Source organism: Chitinophagaceae bacterium, assembly GCA_016699815.1.
GTDB lineage: Bacteria > Bacteroidota > Bacteroidia > Chitinophagales > Chitinophagaceae > Ferruginibacter.
In genome coordinates this window covers 2,002,370-2,021,842 of the sequence record CP065012.1, presented here as the reverse complement: position 1 = coordinate 2,021,842, position 19,473 = coordinate 2,002,370, and the positions used below count along the sequence as shown (strand labels likewise).

The 19,473-nt window shown below is 36.9% G+C and carries 15 protein-coding genes; 5 read left to right on the top strand and 10 right to left on the bottom strand.

Annotated features, from left to right (window positions below):
- Nucleotides 1-18 precede the first annotated feature (18 nt).
- The gene (locus IPO46_08940) at nt 19-249 is read right to left on the bottom strand and encodes a hexameric tyrosine-coordinated heme protein (protein ID QQS64365.1); all 231 of its coding nucleotides are present in this window, start codon (nt 247-249) and stop codon (nt 19-21) included.
- 175 nt (nt 250-424) lie between these two features.
- On the opposite strand from IPO46_08940, the gene IPO46_08935 reads away from it, so the two are divergent.
- The 5 genes from IPO46_08935 to IPO46_08915 all read left to right on the top strand — a co-directional run bounded on the left by IPO46_08935 (nt 425) and on the right by IPO46_08915 (nt 6,102).
- Entirely contained in the window at nt 425-835 is a 411-nt protein-coding gene (locus IPO46_08935; protein ID QQS62247.1) for a nucleoside deaminase, read from the top strand.
- 120 nt (nt 836-955) lie between these two features.
- Complete coding sequence (locus IPO46_08930) at nt 956-2,869, top strand: hypothetical protein (protein ID QQS62246.1); 1,914 nt, start codon at nt 956-958, stop codon at nt 2,867-2,869.
- Between the two features lies 1 nt (nt 2,870).
- A complete protein-coding gene (locus IPO46_08925; protein ID QQS62245.1) occupies nt 2,871-3,518 on the top strand; it encodes a response regulator transcription factor in 648 nt (215 codons plus the stop codon).
- 210 nt (nt 3,519-3,728) lie between these two features.
- Entirely contained in the window at nt 3,729-5,135 is a 1,407-nt protein-coding gene (locus IPO46_08920; GenBank protein ID QQS62244.1) for an SUMF1/EgtB/PvdO family nonheme iron enzyme, read from the top strand.
- 43 nt (nt 5,136-5,178) lie between these two features.
- Nucleotides 5,179-6,102 (top strand): T9SS type A sorting domain-containing protein, encoded by a 924-nt coding sequence (locus IPO46_08915; protein ID QQS62243.1) that lies wholly within the window; start codon nt 5,179-5,181, stop codon nt 6,100-6,102.
- 122 nt (nt 6,103-6,224) lie between these two features.
- Here the strand turns inward: IPO46_08915 and IPO46_08910 are convergent, their stop codons facing one another.
- The 9 genes from IPO46_08910 to IPO46_08870 all read right to left on the bottom strand — a co-directional run bounded on the left by IPO46_08910 (nt 6,225) and on the right by IPO46_08870 (nt 19,460).
- On the bottom strand, nt 6,225-8,042 hold the full coding sequence (locus IPO46_08910) for a hypothetical protein (GenBank protein ID QQS62242.1): 1,818 nt from the start codon (nt 8,040-8,042) through the stop codon (nt 6,225-6,227).
- 556 nt (nt 8,043-8,598) lie between these two features.
- Nucleotides 8,599-8,880 (bottom strand): hypothetical protein, encoded by a 282-nt coding sequence (locus tag IPO46_08905; protein QQS62241.1) that lies wholly within the window; start codon nt 8,878-8,880, stop codon nt 8,599-8,601.
- 18 nt (nt 8,881-8,898) lie between these two features.
- Nucleotides 8,899-9,249, bottom strand: a complete 351-nt coding sequence (locus IPO46_08900; protein QQS62240.1) for an OmpA family protein — start codon at nt 9,247-9,249, stop codon at nt 8,899-8,901.
- 243 nt (nt 9,250-9,492) lie between these two features.
- The gene (locus tag IPO46_08895) at nt 9,493-9,900 is read right to left on the bottom strand and encodes a hypothetical protein (GenBank protein ID QQS62239.1); all 408 of its coding nucleotides are present in this window, start codon (nt 9,898-9,900) and stop codon (nt 9,493-9,495) included.
- Between the two features lie 152 nt (nt 9,901-10,052).
- Nucleotides 10,053-11,312, bottom strand: coding sequence for a hypothetical protein (locus tag IPO46_08890; protein ID QQS62238.1), 1,260 nt, complete (start codon nt 11,310-11,312; stop codon nt 10,053-10,055).
- A gap of 118 nt (nt 11,313-11,430) precedes the next feature.
- Nucleotides 11,431-11,904 carry a hypothetical protein gene (locus IPO46_08885; protein ID QQS62237.1) on the bottom strand — a complete coding sequence of 158 codons (474 nt, stop codon included), beginning with the start codon at nt 11,902-11,904 and terminating at the stop codon, nt 11,431-11,433.
- A 46-nt stretch (nt 11,905-11,950) separates the two neighbouring features.
- Entirely contained in the window at nt 11,951-17,695 is a 5,745-nt protein-coding gene (locus tag IPO46_08880; protein QQS62236.1) for a carboxypeptidase regulatory-like domain-containing protein, read from the bottom strand.
- A 294-nt stretch (nt 17,696-17,989) separates the two neighbouring features.
- Nucleotides 17,990-18,700, bottom strand: coding sequence for a hypothetical protein (locus IPO46_08875; GenBank protein QQS62235.1), 711 nt, complete (start codon nt 18,698-18,700; stop codon nt 17,990-17,992).
- Nucleotides 18,669-19,460: a hypothetical protein gene (locus IPO46_08870; GenBank protein ID QQS62234.1), complete on the bottom strand. Its 792-nt coding sequence runs from the start codon at nt 19,458-19,460 to the stop codon at nt 18,669-18,671. Before IPO46_08870 ends, IPO46_08875 begins: the two co-directional genes overlap by 32 nt.
- Between the last annotated feature and the right edge of the window lie 13 nt (nt 19,461-19,473).

The following is a 19,473-nucleotide window of genomic DNA, read 5'->3' as shown; positions in this document are numbered from 1 at the left end:
CACCTTGCTTTACAAATTTTACTTTTTCCAGTAATTATTTGCCGCAGCAACCGTTTGAAAATTAATAGCAATCACCTGCGAAGCAGCAGTAAGAGCATTAGGATCATTAGCATATTGTGGCCTAAGTTTTTGCAATACTTCTGCATCGGGCTGGGTATATTTAACGCCACGGCGTGAAAGTGTAATCGCCAGTTCATATCCTTCCTGTGGTGTTGCCGTAATTAAAGTGGTTAACCAGGTATCCATAATAAAAAAATTTTTAGTTAAGAAATCAATTAGCTAAAGGTACAAAAAGGCGTTCACTATATTTCCTGCGCCTGTTTTATTCTTTTAATAAATAATCATAACAAAAAAAACATGGTGAGGTAAATTTCCTTTAAATTATGCACCCAATAATTAATTACAATAACTTTGAAAAAAAAACATGGAAGAATACATTTCTTTTATGCGGCAATGTGAAGCATTAGGGAAAAATGCTGCTTTAAAAGGAAATTCGCCAGTAGGCGCAATGATAATTAAAGACCATACTATTATCAGCAAAGCAGAAGAAGCAGCTCACAGTAAAAACGATATTACCTGCCATGCAGAAATAGAAGCCATTAGATTTGCCATAGAAAAACTACATACCAACGACCTGTCAAACTGTATTTTAGTTACTACGCATGAGCCTTGTATTATGTGCGCTTATGCATTAAGGTTTTATAAGATTAAAAAAATTGTTTACAAATATCCCGTTCAGTACCTTGGAAGTATTACTTCTGATTTCGCTTTATTAGTTTCTAACAAAGTGCCTTCAAATTGGGGAAATCCACCGGAAATAATATGGTTAATATAAAATACGGGTATTTTATGTCTTTAATTAAAAAAAATCTTAAATCAGGAGTATAATTTTAAGCACCGGGCTGGTTGATTTAACAAAAAAATGAGTAGTATTGTTTTAGTTAATGAAAACTAAATGCGTAAAACATATTTGCTATTTTGTATATTTTATTTTGGCTTATTATCCTGCAATAAAAACAATGAAAAGATTAGTAAAAATCCTTACCCGGGAACTGCAGAAACACTCATTCAAAGTCTTTTTGAAAAAGTTGTAGTGCAAAAAAGTTTTGCCATTGATAGTGCAGAAAAATATTTTTCATCGTTGGATTCCCTAACAACACTAAAAAAAGATTACCAGGCCAAAAAGGAGCTAATTAAAGGAAGCATTTATCTAAAAAAAGCAAGCCTTCAACTTTCTTTATCTTACTACGAAAATGCATTGCAACTTGTGGATTCATCCAGCTTGCTGGCAGATTATGCCTTACAGGGAATGGGAACAGCCAATAAAAGTTTAGGCAATTATCCAAAAGCATTACTCGATTTACATCAATCCATAACCAATAACGAAGCAAGAAAAGATACCCTGCGCCTTTCCGGCACCTATACAATTTTGGCCCAACTTTATCAGGAGAAGGAAGATTTTGACAAAGCAAAAGATGCCATAAATAAGGTTTTTGAACTATTGAAAAATAATGATACCTCCCGGTCTTACCTTATTACGCTACATACTTTAGCCAATGTTGAGGCTCAATCGGGCAATTTTACCAAAGCAATGGAAATTGACAAAAGAGGAATAGCCATAGCCGATAAAATAGGCAACACTTTAGTTAAAACAAGTTTCCAGGATAACCTGGCAAGGTGTAATTTATTTTTTCTAAAAGATTATAACCAAGCCAATTACTATTTTAAAGAAAACCTAAAGATAGATAAGCAATTGAATAATCCTGCGTGGATTGCCGACACATACATTAACCTTGCGGAAGTAGCAACAGCAGAAAGCAAGTTTATCATTGCTGAAAATTATTTAAAAGAGGCCATAAAAATTTTTACCGAAAGCAAGCAATTGAACAATGCATTAAAAGGCAGCCATGCATTAGCTGCATTGTACCAAAAACAGGGCAAGCTGCAAAAAGCATTGGATGCAAAAGAAGCTTACATTGAGCAGTATAAAAAATTCATTAACGAAAAAGGCGAGCAATCCATAGCCGAGTATAATATACTTTTTGAAACCCATAAAAAAGAAAAAGAATTAGCCAATGCAAACCTTCAAATTGCAGAAAACAAGCTAATCTCCAGGCAAAAAAATTTATGGCTCATTGCTTTAGGATGCGCCTTGTTTATTGGCATAATTGTATTAAGAAACCAAAAGGTAAAGGCCAGTTTTATTGAAAATAAATTACAGTTAGAAAATCAATTATTACAGGAGCAGGCACAATCACAAATACAGCAGCAACGCCTGGCTATTTCCCGTGACCTGCACGACAGCATTGGTGCACAACTTACATTCATCAATTCTATTTTAGATGGATTGAAAAATTTATCTGCTCAACTAAATGCTACCATAAACAAAAAAATAAATACGCTTGCTGAGTTTTCAGAAAATTCCATAACCGAATTACGTAATACACTGTGGGTACTCAATTCCAAAGAAATTTTTCTTGACGATTTAAAGGTAAAAATTTTGAATTATATCAACCATGCCGCAGAAGCAAAGGAAACCATGCAGTTTCACTTTAACTTTGAGGCGCCCGAAAACTACCTGCTTAGCTCCAGGCAGGCAATTAACCTCTTTAGGGCCGTGCAGGAAATTATTACGAATGCCATAAAATATTCTACGGCAAAAGAAATACTCATTGACATTACCCAAAAAGAAAAACTACTGGCTATAAAAATTGCCGACAACGGAACTGGTTTTGACTTTGAAAAACTTAAAAATAAATCCTACGGGCTTTCCAATATACAAAACAGGGTTGCCGAAATAAACGGCAGCCTAAAAGTGGAAACCAGCGAAGGTAAAGGCACTACTTACTTCATTGAAATACTGTTTTAATATGATAAACATTGCTATTGCGGAAGACAATAATATTGCCCTAAATACGCTCAAAGAAAAACTCTCTGCTTTTCCTGATATTATTTTAAAACATACAGCAAAAAATGGCAAGGAAGCAATTGAAAACATTGAAACCAGTAGCGAAATAGATATACTGCTGATGGACATTGAAATGCCGGAAATGAACGGAATTGATGCAACAGAAAAAATAAAAAAGCAATATCCGCAGGTTAAAATTGTAATGATTACTATTTACGATGATGATGACTATATTTTTAATGCCATAAAAGCAGGCGCCGACAGCTACATACTGAAAGATACCAAAGCAGAAAAAATTTACGAAACAATAACCGATACATTAAATGGAGGCTCGGTAATGTCTCCTTCTATTGCCATAAAAGCATTGCAGTTATTAAAAAACGCAGCCCATATAAAATATTTTTCAAAGCAGGATGTACCGCTCCTTTCGGACAGGGAAACCGAAATATTGGAACAACTCAGCAAAGGGCATACGAACAAAAACATTGCAGAAAATTTATTTATTTCCCCCTTTACTGTTAAAAGGCATATTGAAAATATATACAAAAAACTCCAGGCGCAAAACCGTATTGAACTAATTGAAAAAGCAAGGAGAGAAGGATTAATTTAAACCAGCTTCCCTATTACATTATTTAAGCTGCAAATACCATCGGCAACTTTTTTGTTCCCAAATTACAAATAAAAATTGGGCTTCTCAGCCCATTGTATATGCCATTGAATTGCATGACTTTTGAATGGCAAAAAACCTGTATAAAACACCTTAAAATTCTAACCAGTATGCCTTAGTGGCAGAATTTACAAATCAAAAAAATTTTTAAGTATGAAGAAGCTATTCACTTTTTTATCATTTGTTATTATGACACATTTGTCTATAGCAAATAACGTAACCACCGCAAATGTTTCTGTGGGCAGCCAAAACACATCCCTGCATTACAGCATGGTAAAATTTGATATTGCCTGGGAAAACTCATGGCGAACAGTTACCAATGAAAGCAACTATGATGGTTGCTGGATTTTTGTAAAATTTCGTAAAAAAAATACGTATGCGTGGCAACATGCTACTTTTAATTATGTAAGCCCGGGCACAGCCGGAGCATCGGGCCACACAGAGCCTTCTGGCAGCACTATAAGCACCCCATCCGATGGCAAAGGAATTTTTATTTACCGAAATGCAGTAGGTAATGGAAATATCAATTGGACTGGCGCACAGCTACGCTGGAACTATGGCGCAGATGGAGTGGCAGATAATGACAGTGTAGAAATAAAACTTTTTGCCGTAGAAGTGGTTTATGTTCCACAAGGTTCATTTTATTTAGGCAGCAATGGAACCGAGCCGTACCATTTACGCAGGGGCGACAAAGATACATGCTTTAATGTAACATCAGAAAATGCGTTAACAGTAGGCACATTAGCTTCCGACCTTTTTTCTGCTTCGGGCACTTTACAAAATGGTACAATACCTGCACTTTATCCCAAAGGTTTTAATAGCTTTTGGTGCATGAAATACGAAATAAGCCAGCAGCAATATGCCGATTTTTTAAATACACTTGATGCAGCTACAGCAACTACCCGTACCCCAAGTGCATTTACTACAGGCAGCCATCCTGCTTTAGTACCCAACCAGCCAGAGCGTGCAATGAATAGTCTTAGTAACGATGATGTATTGTCCTTATTAGACTGGAGTGCTTTAAGGCCAATGACCGAACTGGAATATGAGAAAGCATGCCGAGGCGCCAATCAGGCACCTGTACCCAACGAATATGCCTGGGGAAATACTACTATTGAATTTGTACAAACGCCTACCGATATTGGCTTAAGTACAGAAACCTGGGCTAGTGGAAATATTGGATATAACAATTCATATCCTATACGTTGTGGCGCTTTGGCTACAAGCACTTCCACAAGGCAAAGCAGTGGAGGATCTTTTTATGGCATTATGGAAATGAGCGGAAATATTTATGAAATAGTTGTAAGCGCCGATGTTCCGGGAAGGACATTTATAAGTAAACATGGCGATGGTAACTTAGGTGGCGCTACTCAAAATTTTGATGTTGCCGAATGGTATAATAGCAGCCCCGGATTTTATGGTTACCGTGGGGACCATTATGGCCAAAGCTCTTTTTATTATAGCTATGCCTCAATTTCAAGCAGGGTAAACTATATGACCTACTATAATAACAGCAGGCTAGCTGGCGGAGGTGGCCGTGGTGTGCGTACAGCAGAATAATTTTTTCAAACTTTAAAACCAGGTAATGAAAAAAATTCTGATTATGATACTTTGTCTTATTGCAATAGAAAGTATCTGTGCACAAAACAATCCCTTTATATTTTTTGGGGGAAACGGAGATGGCTTAGCGGTAAACAATTATGCACAAGCTACTACCAGCACACTGGTGCATGGTGGCAACGGAGATGGGTTTGCTGCTACTCTTTATATACAATCTACAGATGGTACTTTAAGCCGTGGAGGCAATGGAGATGGGTTTGCCCTAAGTAACTATTTGCAGGCAACCGATAGCACACTCAACTTAGGCAGCATAGGAGATGGGTTTACAACAATAAAATATGTGCAAATCACCGATAGCACACTCAACCATGGCGGACAGGGAGATGGCTGGGCAAATATTTATTACCCACTCAACCCTTTGCCCGTTGATTTAATTTCTTTTACCGGTAAAAAAGTAAATGATGGCCACTTACTCCAATGGCAAACGGTTAATGAAATAAATGTAGCACACTACAGGCTCGAACGCTCCATAGATACAAGGAATTACAACTTGATAAACAAACAGGATGCAAAAGGAAACGGAACTTCCCAAACTAATCAATACCGTTTTACAGATGCAGCGCCTTCATTAGGTGATAATTATTATCGCTTGCGAATAATTGATATTGACGGCATTGAAAAGTTAAGCAACATAGTGATGCTAAGGGTAACCGATAAAGGGAAAACCATTTTTACACTTTTTCCTAACCCAACAGCCCACCTGCTCCATTTAAAAATGAGCGGCATTGCTGCTGCAGAAAAAGTAGAAATTAGTATTTCCGACAGCAAAGGAAGCCAAGTGTATAAAGGAACTGCTACCGGCGAGCAACAAGTGCAAATTGCTGTTCAATCTTTGGCCAAAGGCACATACATTTTAACCATCTATTATTCCAACAAGCAGGAATCCATACGTTTTGTAAAACAATAAATATTTTCTCTAGTTCTTCTTCATACTAATGCCCGGAAGTTTTTCCGGGTATTTTTTCTTTTTTATTTTAGGCATACTTAGAATATCCTCGGGTATTAAATTATGCAACTGCCGGGAATAAATTAATGGGGAATATTTTCAAGCCTACTTTCAAATATTGCCTTTAATTGATGCTCTGCCTCATCTAATAGATTTCTAAAATTACAATTTCCTGGATCGGAAAGCCCATTTTCTGTAATACTCAATTTTCTGTAATACTCAATACCGCTAATTAACTGGTTATAAAATTCGGTAAAATATTTTCCCTTTTTTTTATCTATTAATACATACTTTTCAGAAACCAACTTGCCCAGGTAATCAATATAAAGAAATAGTTCGTTTATAAATACATGTGCCCTGTTATTATCCGTTACAAGATTGGCCCTGCCATAAATATGATCTGTCATTTCCCGGAGTGACACTGTTTTTGAAAAATAAGCAATGTTGGGTCCCGGGCAAATAGTAACATCGGTAAGCTTTTTTAAAAATGGTTGCTTATATCTAATTGAAGCGGAATTGCTTAAACCTATGCATAAGCATTCTTTATCCAATACTTTTTGTAATTCGTATTCATATTGTTCTACAGGTAAGATAAGAGATTTTAATTGATTAATTTTCAACTTTTGGTACTTAGATGATGCGGTACAAATAGGCTCTTCAGTAAATTCAGTATTGTTCACCAAATGCTTTTCAGTACAAGGACTGCCTGGGAATTTTTTTGAAATTCGCTCCTTTTTTTGGTAATCAGAGCTTGTGCCGTTTAAATAATGAAATGGAACTCCAAGCGGGGAGTTGTTACTTAAATAAATATCTTTCTTTTCGGCTTTTTGTAATAAACGTAACGTATCATCATCTACAGTAGTTGCTTCTGGCACTAATAAAAACGGAGAGCCCCAACCTGTACTATCCACTCTATAATAATTGCACAAAAATTGGTGCTCCTCATAAGTGCCAATTCCTCCCTGGGCACTTATTTTTATAGGATGTGGTTCGCTGAAAGTGATGCAGGATTTAGCATCCAGGGCTTTGTTGTATATTTCAAACAATGTTGTAGTGAGTTCATTTCTTTTTAATTTAAATTCTTCAAGTATTGGTCCCATCAAATATCCATCGGTGGCAAAAGCATGGCCGCCGCAGTTCAAGCCCGATTCAATTCTGAATTCGCTCACCCAAATTCCTTTTTTGGCCAAATACTTTCCCTGTATCAGGGCTGAGCGGTAGTCACTCACTTTTATTACAATTTTCTTTTCAAACTGGCCGGGGCCTTTTGCCTCAAACTCCCTGAACTGGTCTATGTAATTAAATAAACGTGGGTTCATTCCGGCAGATAAAACAAGCGAAGAGTTATTAAGTCTACTTTTTGCATAACCTCTTAATGCTGAAATTGCATCTGACCCGTTTTCTATTAATGTGCCTTCCCTGGTAAAATTATTTTTATCTAACTTGGTCATGATGTTAACATCAATGCCTCCGGGTGTAATAGTATTTCTAAGCTTATTTTCAAGCTCCGTTTTTTTTATTCCCTCTTCTGTATCCTGCATTTGCCTGTACAGTTGTTTCACCAGGCTGTTATCTGGCAGCATTTCAAAATATTTCACTATTTCTGAGCCGGCTTCAAATACTGAATTTCTCAATTTTTCTATTTGTTCCAATACAATCCTGCTTACTAAATTTAAATAGTCTGTGATTCTTTTCTCACGGTAATTTTCCTCTTTGGTTGATATAGGTAAAAATTGCTCATTTATATAAGCATAATAATGCTTCCGCATCATTTCTATAAGCCTGTCTTCCATTATTGAAATAACAGAGGATATGCCATATTGTGCAACTTTTACAGGAGAATCAATGGTAAAGGCCAGGCCCATAACCGGAATATGGAATTGGTGCGGATTTGAACTCATAATCAGTATAAGTGTTGATAATAGATTATTTTAATAAACGTCTTTTTATGCCAATAGTAATTTTTCTTTTTCAAAAAAAAAGCACTGTTTTATAATGAAAACCGGGTAACCCGGGAAAACCAGTTACAAAGCTATTAAATAAGGATAACTTAGTCCTTATTTATTTACCGTATTTTTGGAAAAATGAAAAAGCAAATGGGAGTGTATATAACAAATTTATCCTTAACCATTAGTACAAAAGAAAGATATACTTTTTCTACTTCAGATAATATTTTTATTTAATGTTTTTATGTGTTACTGGCGGTAAATATCTATTTAATATTTATTGCTAAAGATAAATAATAAGAATCCCGATAGCTACCGGGACTGATTACTCCAATATCAAACCACAATATTGGCAATACCAAAATTACCGGATGCCTTTCTTCCTATGCAAAGAGATGTCGTATCAAGATTATTATCAATTTGGACAACGAACCACACTCAAAAAAACATCAGTCCCTGCATTTAGTACGGTGAGTTAAAGTTATATTCATTGAAAAATATTTATTCATTCTTAAAACACATTTAGAAATAGGAGAACAGCATACATGAAGTTAACAAACAGCGCTAAGAGAAAATATTTTACTTCGTGTTTTGTTTTGGTTAATGAAAACACCAAATATATGGCTCCTGAAAATAAGCTCATGTAAATTGGTTTCAATACATAGTCCAATCCGTCAAATCCTGTTCCTTTAGGTGGCGGAAATAGCTTTGCCATAATAAATGTTGCCACAAGGGTGAAAATAATAATAGAGAAAAATTTAGCAAATGAAATCAGGATGCCTTTTGCTCTCATACTTAATTCGCTATAAATTTATTTTAAAACAAGTTCTACCCGCCTGTTGAGTTTTCTGCCTTCTTCGGTTTCATTTGTGGATATAGGAGCAAGCGGACCAACACCTTCACCGGATAAGCGTGATGAAGAAATGTCATACTTCTTTACCAACTCATTTACAACTGCAACGGCACGGCTTTTAGAAAGCGTTATGTTGTATTCATAAGAGCCTTTCATGTCAGTATGTCCTACCACATACAAATTCAGTGTAGGGTTTGCTTTTAAAATTTTTGAAATTTCATTAAGCGTAGATTCTGATTCGGGTTTAATATTAGTTTTGTCGAAATCGAAATAAATGCCGTAGAGTGCAATTTTGCCATCGCTTTTCAACCCCTTCAAAATTTCGTCAGCGTTCACTTTTATCAAGTCATCTTGCAAGGTGGTTTGTTCAATGATATCAACAATGCAAACTTTTTCATTGGATGCATATTGACTGCCACCAATAGCTACATAAACATTGCTTCCCGTTTTTCCAGTTGCGCAGCAATGTAAAATGCACCTGCTGAAGAGGAGGAGCCGGTATTAATTTTGATACCTGCATTAGTGGGATAAGGATTTTTTGTGTAAAAGTATTTAAAATCCCCTTCCGCCAATCTCTTTTGAAACACCGCTTGTAGGATTACTGCCTTGGGCAAGTGTTTTGAAACCAGCTTTGCTTAATGCTGTTTTGTAATTTTGAAATACTTCGGTAAGCGTTGTTTCTCCTTTTATGATGTAATAAATGCGGGTAAACTTACCTTCTGCTTCAACCCATTTATCAATTTGCTTATACCCTGTTTCCGGACCTGTGGCAATATGATACTTCTGGTATTTCTGCACTTCATAGTAACCTATTTCAGAACCAGGATATCGGGTAATCAATGGATGGTCTTTACTGCCTGCAATATCTTGTCCGAAAATGGAACCACAATAAACGAATGACAGAAGAAAAATTAAAGCCTGAATGGAAAGCTTATTTGTGGTTGAATTTTTATTTTTCATTCTATTAAAGCTTAAGAAATTGAATTGAAATATTTCATTTGCAAAAGCAATTTTTTAAGTATTCAATTTTATTTTCTTGCTACTCTAATCATAGGCGAATTTTAAAATTAAATAAGATGTCGCCCAAAGGTTTCTGGCAACAACGAGGTTTATCATAATCTCACTGAAATTTTTTCACTCTTTACTCCTTCTATATTTGCCTTGCTTACTGATGCTAATTGATAGAAATATAATTTCTCTTTAGAAACATTTTTATCTGTAAATGAATCGGCATCGGAAATGGTTGCAATTAATTTTGCTGGTACGCCCGGCTCTGACCTGTAAATTTTAATGGCTGTAACATCTTCAGTTATCTGCCCCCAGGTTATATAAACATCATTTTCTGTCTGGCTCACCCGAATACCTGATGGCGCACCAGGCGATTCATCAGAAATAGCAGGGATTAGAATAATAGATTTTTCACTTTCATTTCCTGAAATATCCAATGAACTCACCGCAAAAGAATAATCAACTCCGGGTTGAATGGTTGAATCCAAAAAGAAATTACGCTCAGGTTGCAAGCTGTCATTGGCCATTCTGATAAAATTGCCGGTTCCGGCTTTTCTGAATACTTTATATCCCAACAAATCATTTTCCCACTTTCTCATATCATCCCACAAAATGGTAATGCGCCCGTCAATACTACGGTATCTAAGATTCATTGGTGCTGTTATTAATTTGGAAATTCCCGGGTTAGCTGTAACCGTGTCTGATGGATTGCTCAATTGATTGTCTTCATTTATGGTGCGTACAATATAATCATACACTTCTCCAGCCTGCAACTGCCTGGTAGTATCCGTAAAGGAATAAACTATTGCCCCAGAAGGCACTAATGCACTTACTTGCGTAAAGTCATCGTTGGTATTATTTCTGCGATAAACATAAAAACCTTTAACGTATGGCTCCGCACTTTTCCAGTATACTTTAATGCCATTTTTAATTGAGGTGGCATCAATTTCAGTTGGGTGGCTTTGGCTTTGAATTATTATCTCTATAGGTTGCAAATATTTTTGTAGTAGGTATAGGGTCGTTATTTGCGCTATGCAATAATAAATAATAATAATAATTTTCTCTCCCGAAACCGGTAGTATATCTGTGAATGTGCTATCACTCACGGGAACCGTTGCAACTCTGATATATCCTGTATCATAATTTGAACTACGCATAATATCTATTCCATTCAGGTATTTTTTATTTTCATAATGCCATGATATTTTCACTTCATGGTTGCGTTGAGTATTGATAGCTTTGAAATTTCTTACAGGTATTGTATAGTAATCTTCGATATTACTGCCATTCACAGTAACCTTTATTTTCTTATAATCATCTTTTCCAAATACAGTACGGTAAACATTAAAATGCACCATATCCATTTTATCTTTTACAGCCCAGGTGAGCGAAACCTTTCCGTCAGCATATTTTTCCGGTAAAATAATTTTTTAAGAAGACACTTTTTTAATTGAGGGAAGGATTCGTTTTCCTTTTCAGATATTATTTTACTATCGCTGCCAGCGCTCTTATCCGGTAAACATATCCGGTTTTATTTTCTGCTGTGGTGTCAACCCAGGCAGTACCCACCAACAAATACATCATAGGAAAATTATCGCTGTACATGCTGTCAATTGTAGCATGAGTCCGCAAGTATCGCCAAAGATTATTTACTTCTGTTGTATTCAGCGCATCCAGACTTTCAAAATATTGCTGATAAAGTTGTTGCCTTTTTACCATTTCCGTTTCAGAAGCAGGGGAATTAAATTCACCTATTTTTTCAAAACGCTGGGCGCCTTCTTTTTTTCTTTCTATCACATAATGAAAATTCTTTGGAATGTTTTTTCCCAAATAAACCCAAATACCTTTCGCAACAGGCTTCGCTACCGGAACTTCGCCTACCTGTTGATTATTTTGAGCAAGGGTTGTTGCGATACTACTTGTCAAAAAAAATATCAGAATAAATACTCTTTTCATTATTGAAAGTTTTTCAATTAAATAATTAATCCCTAAAACACCGGCATTATCCTTTATCCACATCAACATTTATTGCCTGCCCGCTGCAATTGCCCACACCAAAAGACATATCCGTATTTCCGTCTGAATCCAGCAGCAGGTCAAGTTTAAAACCTGTACTTGCCGATACACTTCCACAGCCTCCACAACAAACGCCATCACTAAAGCAGGGGTAAGGGAAACATTGTTCAATACCACCGGAAATCATAAAGCTTCCACACCCTTTCAGTGTAAACACTCCACTGGATGTATTGTAAATACCTGTTACGCCTATTTCCACTCTTGCATCTGCATAAAATTTAGTACAGGTAATTGCTTTGCCTTTCAGATAAGCGTGGGCAAAAGCCATCACACCTATGCCCAATTCGGCGCCGCCATCCGCAAAGTTCATCCATAATCTTGCATCAAGGCCGGCCTCAACACCAAAAGACACTTTGATAATTACCAGGTTGATATCTACATTAGGAACACTGATTGGCAGCGTTTTCATTCCTGTAAAGAAAAATCCTGAAATGCCTTTTTGAAAACCCGGCGGAAGGTTTTTGTTATAGGCATATTGCATGAGTTTTTGTGATACTTCACCGGGCATGGTATTGTAGTCGCCGAAAAGTATGCCCGCAGAAAATTGGCCAAGGCCCGGGGTTTGTAATTGTGCTCCGGCAATAAAATACCACCCGCCGGGATCCACAACAAGAGCGGCTGTACCCTTAGCAGATAATGGCCCAATACTTTGATCTATTTCTAAGCTGCCTGTAAAGCGGCTCTTAGCTATATCATAGGTGAATTGAATACCGGCAAAATCAGCGGAAATATTTTTCACCTTCATATTTTGGTTTACCGCATTGATAGAACCGGTAACCACAAACGTTTTGCGTGTATCACCCTGCACTCCCGTAAAGCCAATCATGTCTCCGCTGAAAGTAAAATTTTTCCATTGGTCCTTACTCATGTCAGCTTCCATTTTTCCTTTGATATTGGCAAGGCTGGTATTTCCACTTCCCAATGGCATCTTCTGATTTTCAGGATCCACCTGTATCCAGGCTGCCTGTGTGGTTTTATTTAAAATACCTTTTAAATAAATTCCCTCTTTATCATGAATAGTACCAAGCGCTGTGAATTTGCCTTCTGTAAGGTTTTGCGGGTTGTCATTAAATTGTACATTAGCCGTGAAGTCCACACCACCGGGGCCATGAAGAGAAACATTCAAAGGATATAACATGAATTTCATCTGTCCGCCTTGTTTGGAAAACTGAATAACACCACTGGTTTCCTGCAATTGCGGAATGTTGAGGTCTATGCCGCAATCCATGTTCACGTAATCTGCACCACTCGTAAACGAGAGAGGTTTTACTTTCATCACGCTGTAGAAAGTGATAGCGTTAGGTTGATTTCCGGGGTTGATGATTTGTTCGCCATTGCTGACTAAAGAGAAATTTTGAAATTTCATTTCATCGCCGGCCTTCATTCCCGGCAATGATTTTATGGTAACTCCGGGCTTACCGTTTTCACCAATAAGCCTTAGTTCATAATGTGCTTTCTGATCGCTTCCTACACTTTTGTTGTAACCAAAAACCGGTTTAGTGGTTACTACGTTTACAGGAATAATACCACCAAGCGTTAGATTGTTTACATTGTAATTACCAATAGAAAGATGATCCGGCTTTAATGAGATGTCTGTCAATGGCACATCAATGCTACCTGTTTTAATAGTGCCCGAGGCAATACTGATACTGCTGCTTCCCTGCAGAAGTTGCCAGTTGTTACCAACGAATTGCCATTTTTCGAGATTGAATTTTATAGGCTGATCTCCCTTTAACGGTTCTATCTTGTCAGGATGAATTATCAAATTTCCCGCATTGATATCAAGTTTGGACGGCGCCATTCCGGGCAGGCCGTTAATCTGAATGATTGTTTGCAAGCTGATACTATTGTCCTGAACCCACGATTGTGCAGCATCCGATTCCGCATCAAAACCAAGTAGTTTAAATTGTAAAGATTTTTCTTTCAGGTTAGCGACGCCAAATTTCTTTTTAGTAGGGTTTGCAGCTTCAATAGATGGCAGGTTTGTATTGAAAGAGCCAGGCTTTTCTGTAAGCAACATTGCTTCATCAGCGTCATCGTTAAATTTCACATACTCCTGAGTAAATTGAAATGACGATTTTTGAATGGCCATTTTTCCCAACAGGCTTCCTTTTTGATTTTCTGCCTTTATCTGAAGTTGATCTCCAGAAGTTGGTTTCTGAATCACCACAAAAGAATTTTGCAACAACAGTTTAATATTGGCCAGATCAGTCAACAGAATATTATCAGACGGAACACCGACCGGTATTCCATTTTTTAAAGTCCCGCTTTTCTTAATTTTTACATCTTTGAAGGGTATGGATTGTTTATTATTACTCAAAGAAAAATTATCATTGGCCGGAAGGTTAATCAGGCTACCACTCACCAGCCAGGTTCCATCGGGCTGTTTTATTTTTGATTGTATATCGGCATCAAAACCAAAAATATTTTCAATGACCAATTCATCATCATTAATCAAATTAAAATCAAGTTCATTTTTTTGTGCAATGGTTATCTTTTTATTTTGGCTGATGATATTGGGTGTAATGCCCGGTTTGCTTGCCCACACAGTCCGATTTGATGGTGATTTTGGAATGCCATTTAATACATATTTACCTTCGGAATTGGATTTAGTTTCTATTTTTTTGCCACCGCCCATCTCTACATAAATGCTGGCTCCCTGCAATGGCTTTTTATCAGGGCCCAATGTTATAATGCCTGTAATAGTAGCTGCTTTTTTCAGGTAGGCATTGCCGTAAGTAACAGTTTGTAAAGTGTTCTTTGAATTGGCAATTGTATAATGTCCTTCTTCATAAGCATCGGGTTCTTCAGGCGTGGTAATTATAAAATTGAAAGATGAGCCACTGTTGTCAAAAATGAACGTTACGTATCCATCGCTATTACTAAATTGTGCAATTGGTTTTCCTGGCACATCCAATTGTACCCAGGCTCGTCCAATTGGTTTTATCTGGGTCAATACCATATTCAACTGGCCACGGTTGCTTTCTGAATTCGCTTCCACTACTCTGAAACGGATTCTTTTTTGTGAGCGGAAAACGACAAATTTTATTGGTGAAGCTTTGCTTCCATCTAATGGAATATTGAGCGTAGTATCAAAAGGGGCATACGCTTTATCGGTTGGGGTAATCGTAATTTTTCTTTTACCTGAAGGGGCCAGCATACTGAAAGATTCTGTTGAACCTGTTGGCAATTTTACATTCTTATTTCCCGAAGGTTTATTATCATAAGTAAAAATGCGTTCGGTGGTTGTCTTTGTTACGCCATCCACATCAATATCTGCATGTACGGCATTGCCCTTCTCATCTACTACAAAGCCTGAAAGTTTACCATCCGGCGTTAAGAAAAAATCCTGGTTAAGTAATTGCTGCCCCCATTTTAATGGCGGATAGGGAGGTTTTGCCGGTAATACTCCGCCTTTGTATCCATCTGGTTTTGTCAAGAGAGTTCTGGTTGGTCCCTCTACTTTCGAAACCATCCCTACGTGAAATTCGCCTACCTCAACTTTTAAGTTGTTAAACTCATATCTCCCTTCGCTATTGGTTTTTACTACCGTAAATAATTTATCGGAAGCTGTCGGGTATTTATAGGTACTCACCATTACCACTTTTCTTCCGCTCATGGCCTTGGCTTCTACATTAGTGGCCACCTCCAATTTTCCGGCTATCCGGGGTTTGGCAGGATATAAAGAAACGGTAGCAGTATAGGTCTTTATTTCCAGTTGATGGTTCCATGTAATGTTTTCACCATAAGTAATTGGCAAGTTTAAGTCGCTACCGGATGGTGTGTACTGGCTCGTTGAATTAAAAGGAAAAACACCTAATTCCGGATCATATTGTGGATAATAGCTTTTTTCTACCTCTTTAAAAATAAAGTTTCCTTTTTTTTCATCGGGCACACACTTGATATAATACCGGTCTGTTTTGTTATTTAAATCATGCTGCACCAGATAACGAAATGTTACAAAACCATCTTTATCCGTCTCATGGGATGATAATAAGCTATTGGATTTGGGTATTTTATCCTTGCTGCTGTTTTCGCCCTCACCTGTAGGAACAGAAGCCACCAAACTTTTTCGTATAATCGTTGTTGTTATAGCGGGTAATGCAGATCCCTGCCCGTATGCCATGTCCCAGAACTTTGCATTCGTCGAAGTGACCTTCACTTTCAGCGAATAACTCTTCACATAAGACACAAGCGTACCCAGGTCTATTCCTTTCCACGGATCTATTTTAATGTTTACATCAGGGCTGCAATAATATTTATTCTCCACCCTAAGACGCAATACCTTATACATTTTGCCACTAATATTTTCAGGGAACTCACCTCCATGTTTATAAGAATAATCATCATTAAAAAGTCCCAGCGTTTTTTCTGCATTTACAAAATTGAATTCAAAGCTTCCATCCGGCCCGGTAACGGTGGTTGCAAGTACTTTGTCTGCATCATCAAGTCCTTTTGAAAAATAAGATTGATTTTTACCGATGATCATTTGATCTTCATTCTTCCCATTGTGGGTGCCTGAAAAAAGATAGGTAATCACCAGGCTTACTTTTTTACCTGCAAGCGGCTCTGCTCCGCCAAGTGGTATATTATTTTTATTATAGGGCATGTTATCTGCTCCCGGTAAAAAAAGTTGAACATTTTGAGATGAAGGTTGTTGATTTTGTACAATACCTTCCGGTACCGGGCCACCCTTATCCTTGAATTTATAAAACAGTTTTCCTTTTAACTGGCTGTATGGAACGGGATCAAAGTTTGTAACTGTGTAGCCAGGCGATTGTTTTGGTGGTTTTTTCTTAGATTCCTTTATATCAGTAATAATGAGAACAGGTTTGTTGCTCTTTCCCTTTGTAAAAGTTATTACTTCACTGCGGCCATTATTCATAAAGCCCACCTGCTTATATATATCTCTGGCAATTACCTGTACTGCGTAAAGGGTATTGGAATCTATTTTTAAATCGTATGGCTGTGTTACATATTGGTTACCGGTGAGGTTTGTTTTTATAAGTGGATTGTTAGCTTTATAATTTATAGCAGCATTCATTACATCATTGGGGTTTTGCCCGTGAGGCACTTTTACAATATAGAGATCATAAACAATGCTTGCGCCAATGATATTACCAATGGGTGGCGTCCAGGTAAATATGGTAGTGGGCATTTGAGTGTTTAATTCCTGCCCATTGTAAGGCGAAGAAATTACCGGCGCCTGTGCAAGAGAAATGCTAAATCTAAAGCAAGCATCGCCAGCAGGCACTAAAAGCCCTGAAGGATCAACCCAAAATGCATTTACACAAAACTCGTAAGATCCATCGGGCAATTGCCCGGTTTTTAATATTTGCACCCATTCTTCATCAGGTATTCCTAAGTGCTCAACATTGTTTCTCCCCAAAAAAAGCATAGAAGCAAAATCGCTTATCATTACTTTTGTTTGATTGGAACCAAGGCTAAACACACCACCCAGATATGCTTCTTTTGTAACAATTCTAAAATCTCTTTGTATATTAGTCAATGAACCATGCAAAACAATATTCATGGGTTGTGTACTACCCAGTAATGTAATAATGGCATGATTGGATAAATTTTCAAACGTACTATAATTGGAGGAATAAGGTGGTTTAAGTATTACATTTTTTACTATTGATAATGATTGCCCCAATACAAAACTATACATTGACAGTAGGCAAAATAAGAGGTATGCTCTTCTCGGTAGGAAGCATAACTTTAAAGAAAATAGTTTCATCTCTGCTACATTTAAAAGGTTAATCCGTAAATAAACTGCACATTGGTTTCATTAAAGTTTTGAATAATGGTAACATCTTTTGATGTGTTATTCAAATAATTTCCCTGCAATTGAAAATTATGGCGTGTGCCCACAGGTACCAAAATCCAACAGAAGCCCTTATGGAATTCCCGTTAGAGGTTCCTTTGAACAAATTTTGCAGGTAAGAAGCAGATGCATTTACCATTATTCTCTTTTTGCAATAGGAACCATTCCACCAAGTGTTCCTCCATAAGAACTAATATCGCCTGCAGCAATTTTAGAATTTATATAATTTACAGAAACATTTGCATTAATTCCTCTTTGTATCCAGGTATTACTAAATGCTCCTGTAAGCGAATAACTGTTCATATCCGGCATACTACCTATACTGCTCTGCGGTGTTTTTAACGACTGATAAGTGGCAATAATATTCAGATTCTTAATGGCTTTTTCATTGGTCCAAAAGAAAAAAGGCATCAGCATAAAACTATTATTTACTTGCTTGAATAATTCATTACCCATTGAAGTGGGTAATGGATTATTGGTAATACCATAATTGCTGAAATTAAAATTGATGCCAAATTTTTGCGAAGGAATATAACTAATATTGGCACTGCCGATAAATCTTTTTGAAGTGGATGTTTTTTGTTTTTTTAAATTATCTTTTTGAAACCCAATATTCGTGTTGATACTCAATTTACCACTGTCTAATTTAAAATTATTGGCAAAACTATATTCCTGTATATCATGTTGAAAAAAATAGGCCCCCATAGACTGATAACCGGGGTCTATTCGTTTAATAATAAGTTGTGCACCCCATTTTTTTTCTTGATAGCCAAGCCTAGTTTCCCCTGCAAAGTAATAGTGGGTACTTACTTTATCTTTAACCAAAATGCTGATCAAATTTTTGGCCATTCTTTTTAATTCCCGATGTATCCCTGCCATCTTCCCTGTTTAAAGTAAAAGCACTTATACCTAAATCAACAACCCATGAAAATTTTTGAAGAAAGTTTATTGAAGAAATAATGCCTATGCTGGTATTCTCAGCAGGCATAACAGAATCTTTCAGCTTATCACTTAACGAAGATGTTTTATCCCAGCCTTTGAAAAATACCAGGTCCACATAATTTTTTTTGAAACTATAACCCAGTTTTGCCGCCATACCTAACCGCTTGTAAGTTGGCGCTGGCCTTACATACATAGGGTTTGCATTCATACTGGAATCAATGGATGCTGAACGTCTTAATTGCCCGTACATAAAACCAATTCTAAAATTCTTTGGCTTTAAATCAAAGCCAGCGCCTAATATACGGTGGCCTGCTAATGTATAGTTGGAATACGTAAGATTTCGATAACCCAAATGCAATGTTGCCCATTTGTATTTTGGGCTTATACCAAACTGGTTAAATGGCTGATAAAATTTATTTTCAAAATTAGATAACACAAAAGATAGGGGAATGTCAACACCAAGTACGGTTAATACTGGGTTTCCATTAATGAGCCAGCTAAACTCTTTTTGCCGGGCAGAAATTCCATTAGCTTTATAATAATCCAATTGCAGGTTAACATTCCCATGAAATTGAAATGGATTTTTGATATTCATACTTTCTACATCCTGAGCCTGAACATCAAAAAAACTAAAAAAGAAAATATTAATGGTAAGAAAATTCTCCAATAATCAGGAAATT

Bases quoted from the DNA above. Each gene is read 5' to 3' on its own strand.
- IPO46_08935 (QQS62247.1), top strand. From the start codon at position 425: ATGGAAGAATACATTTCTTTTATGCGGCAATGTGAAGCATTAGGGAAA.
- IPO46_08930 (QQS62246.1), top strand. From the start codon at position 956: ATGCGTAAAACATATTTGCTATTTTGTATATTTTATTTTGGCTTATTA.
- IPO46_08925 (QQS62245.1), top strand. From the start codon at position 2,871: ATGATAAACATTGCTATTGCGGAAGACAATAATATTGCCCTAAATACG.
- IPO46_08920 (QQS62244.1), top strand. From the start codon at position 3,729: ATGAAGAAGCTATTCACTTTTTTATCATTTGTTATTATGACACATTTG.
- IPO46_08915 (QQS62243.1), top strand. From the start codon at position 5,179: ATGATACTTTGTCTTATTGCAATAGAAAGTATCTGTGCACAAAACAAT.
- IPO46_08910 (QQS62242.1), bottom strand. From the start codon at position 8,042: ATGAGTTCAAATCCGCACCAATTCCATATTCCGGTTATGGGCCTGGCC.
- IPO46_08905 (QQS62241.1), bottom strand. From the start codon at position 8,880: ATGAGAGCAAAAGGCATCCTGATTTCATTTGCTAAATTTTTCTCTATT.
- IPO46_08895 (QQS62239.1), bottom strand. From the start codon at position 9,900: ATGAAAAATAAAAATTCAACCACAAATAAGCTTTCCATTCAGGCTTTA.
- IPO46_08890 (QQS62238.1), bottom strand. From the start codon at position 11,312: ATGGATATGGTGCATTTTAATGTTTACCGTACTGTATTTGGAAAAGAT.
- IPO46_08885 (QQS62237.1), bottom strand. From the start codon at position 11,904: ATGAAAAGAGTATTTATTCTGATATTTTTTTTGACAAGTAGTATCGCA.
- IPO46_08880 (QQS62236.1), bottom strand. From the start codon at position 17,695: ATGTATAGTTTTGTATTGGGGCAATCATTATCAATAGTAAAAAATGTA.
- IPO46_08875 (QQS62235.1), bottom strand. From the start codon at position 18,700: ATGGCCAAAAATTTGATCAGCATTTTGGTTAAAGATAAAGTAAGTACC.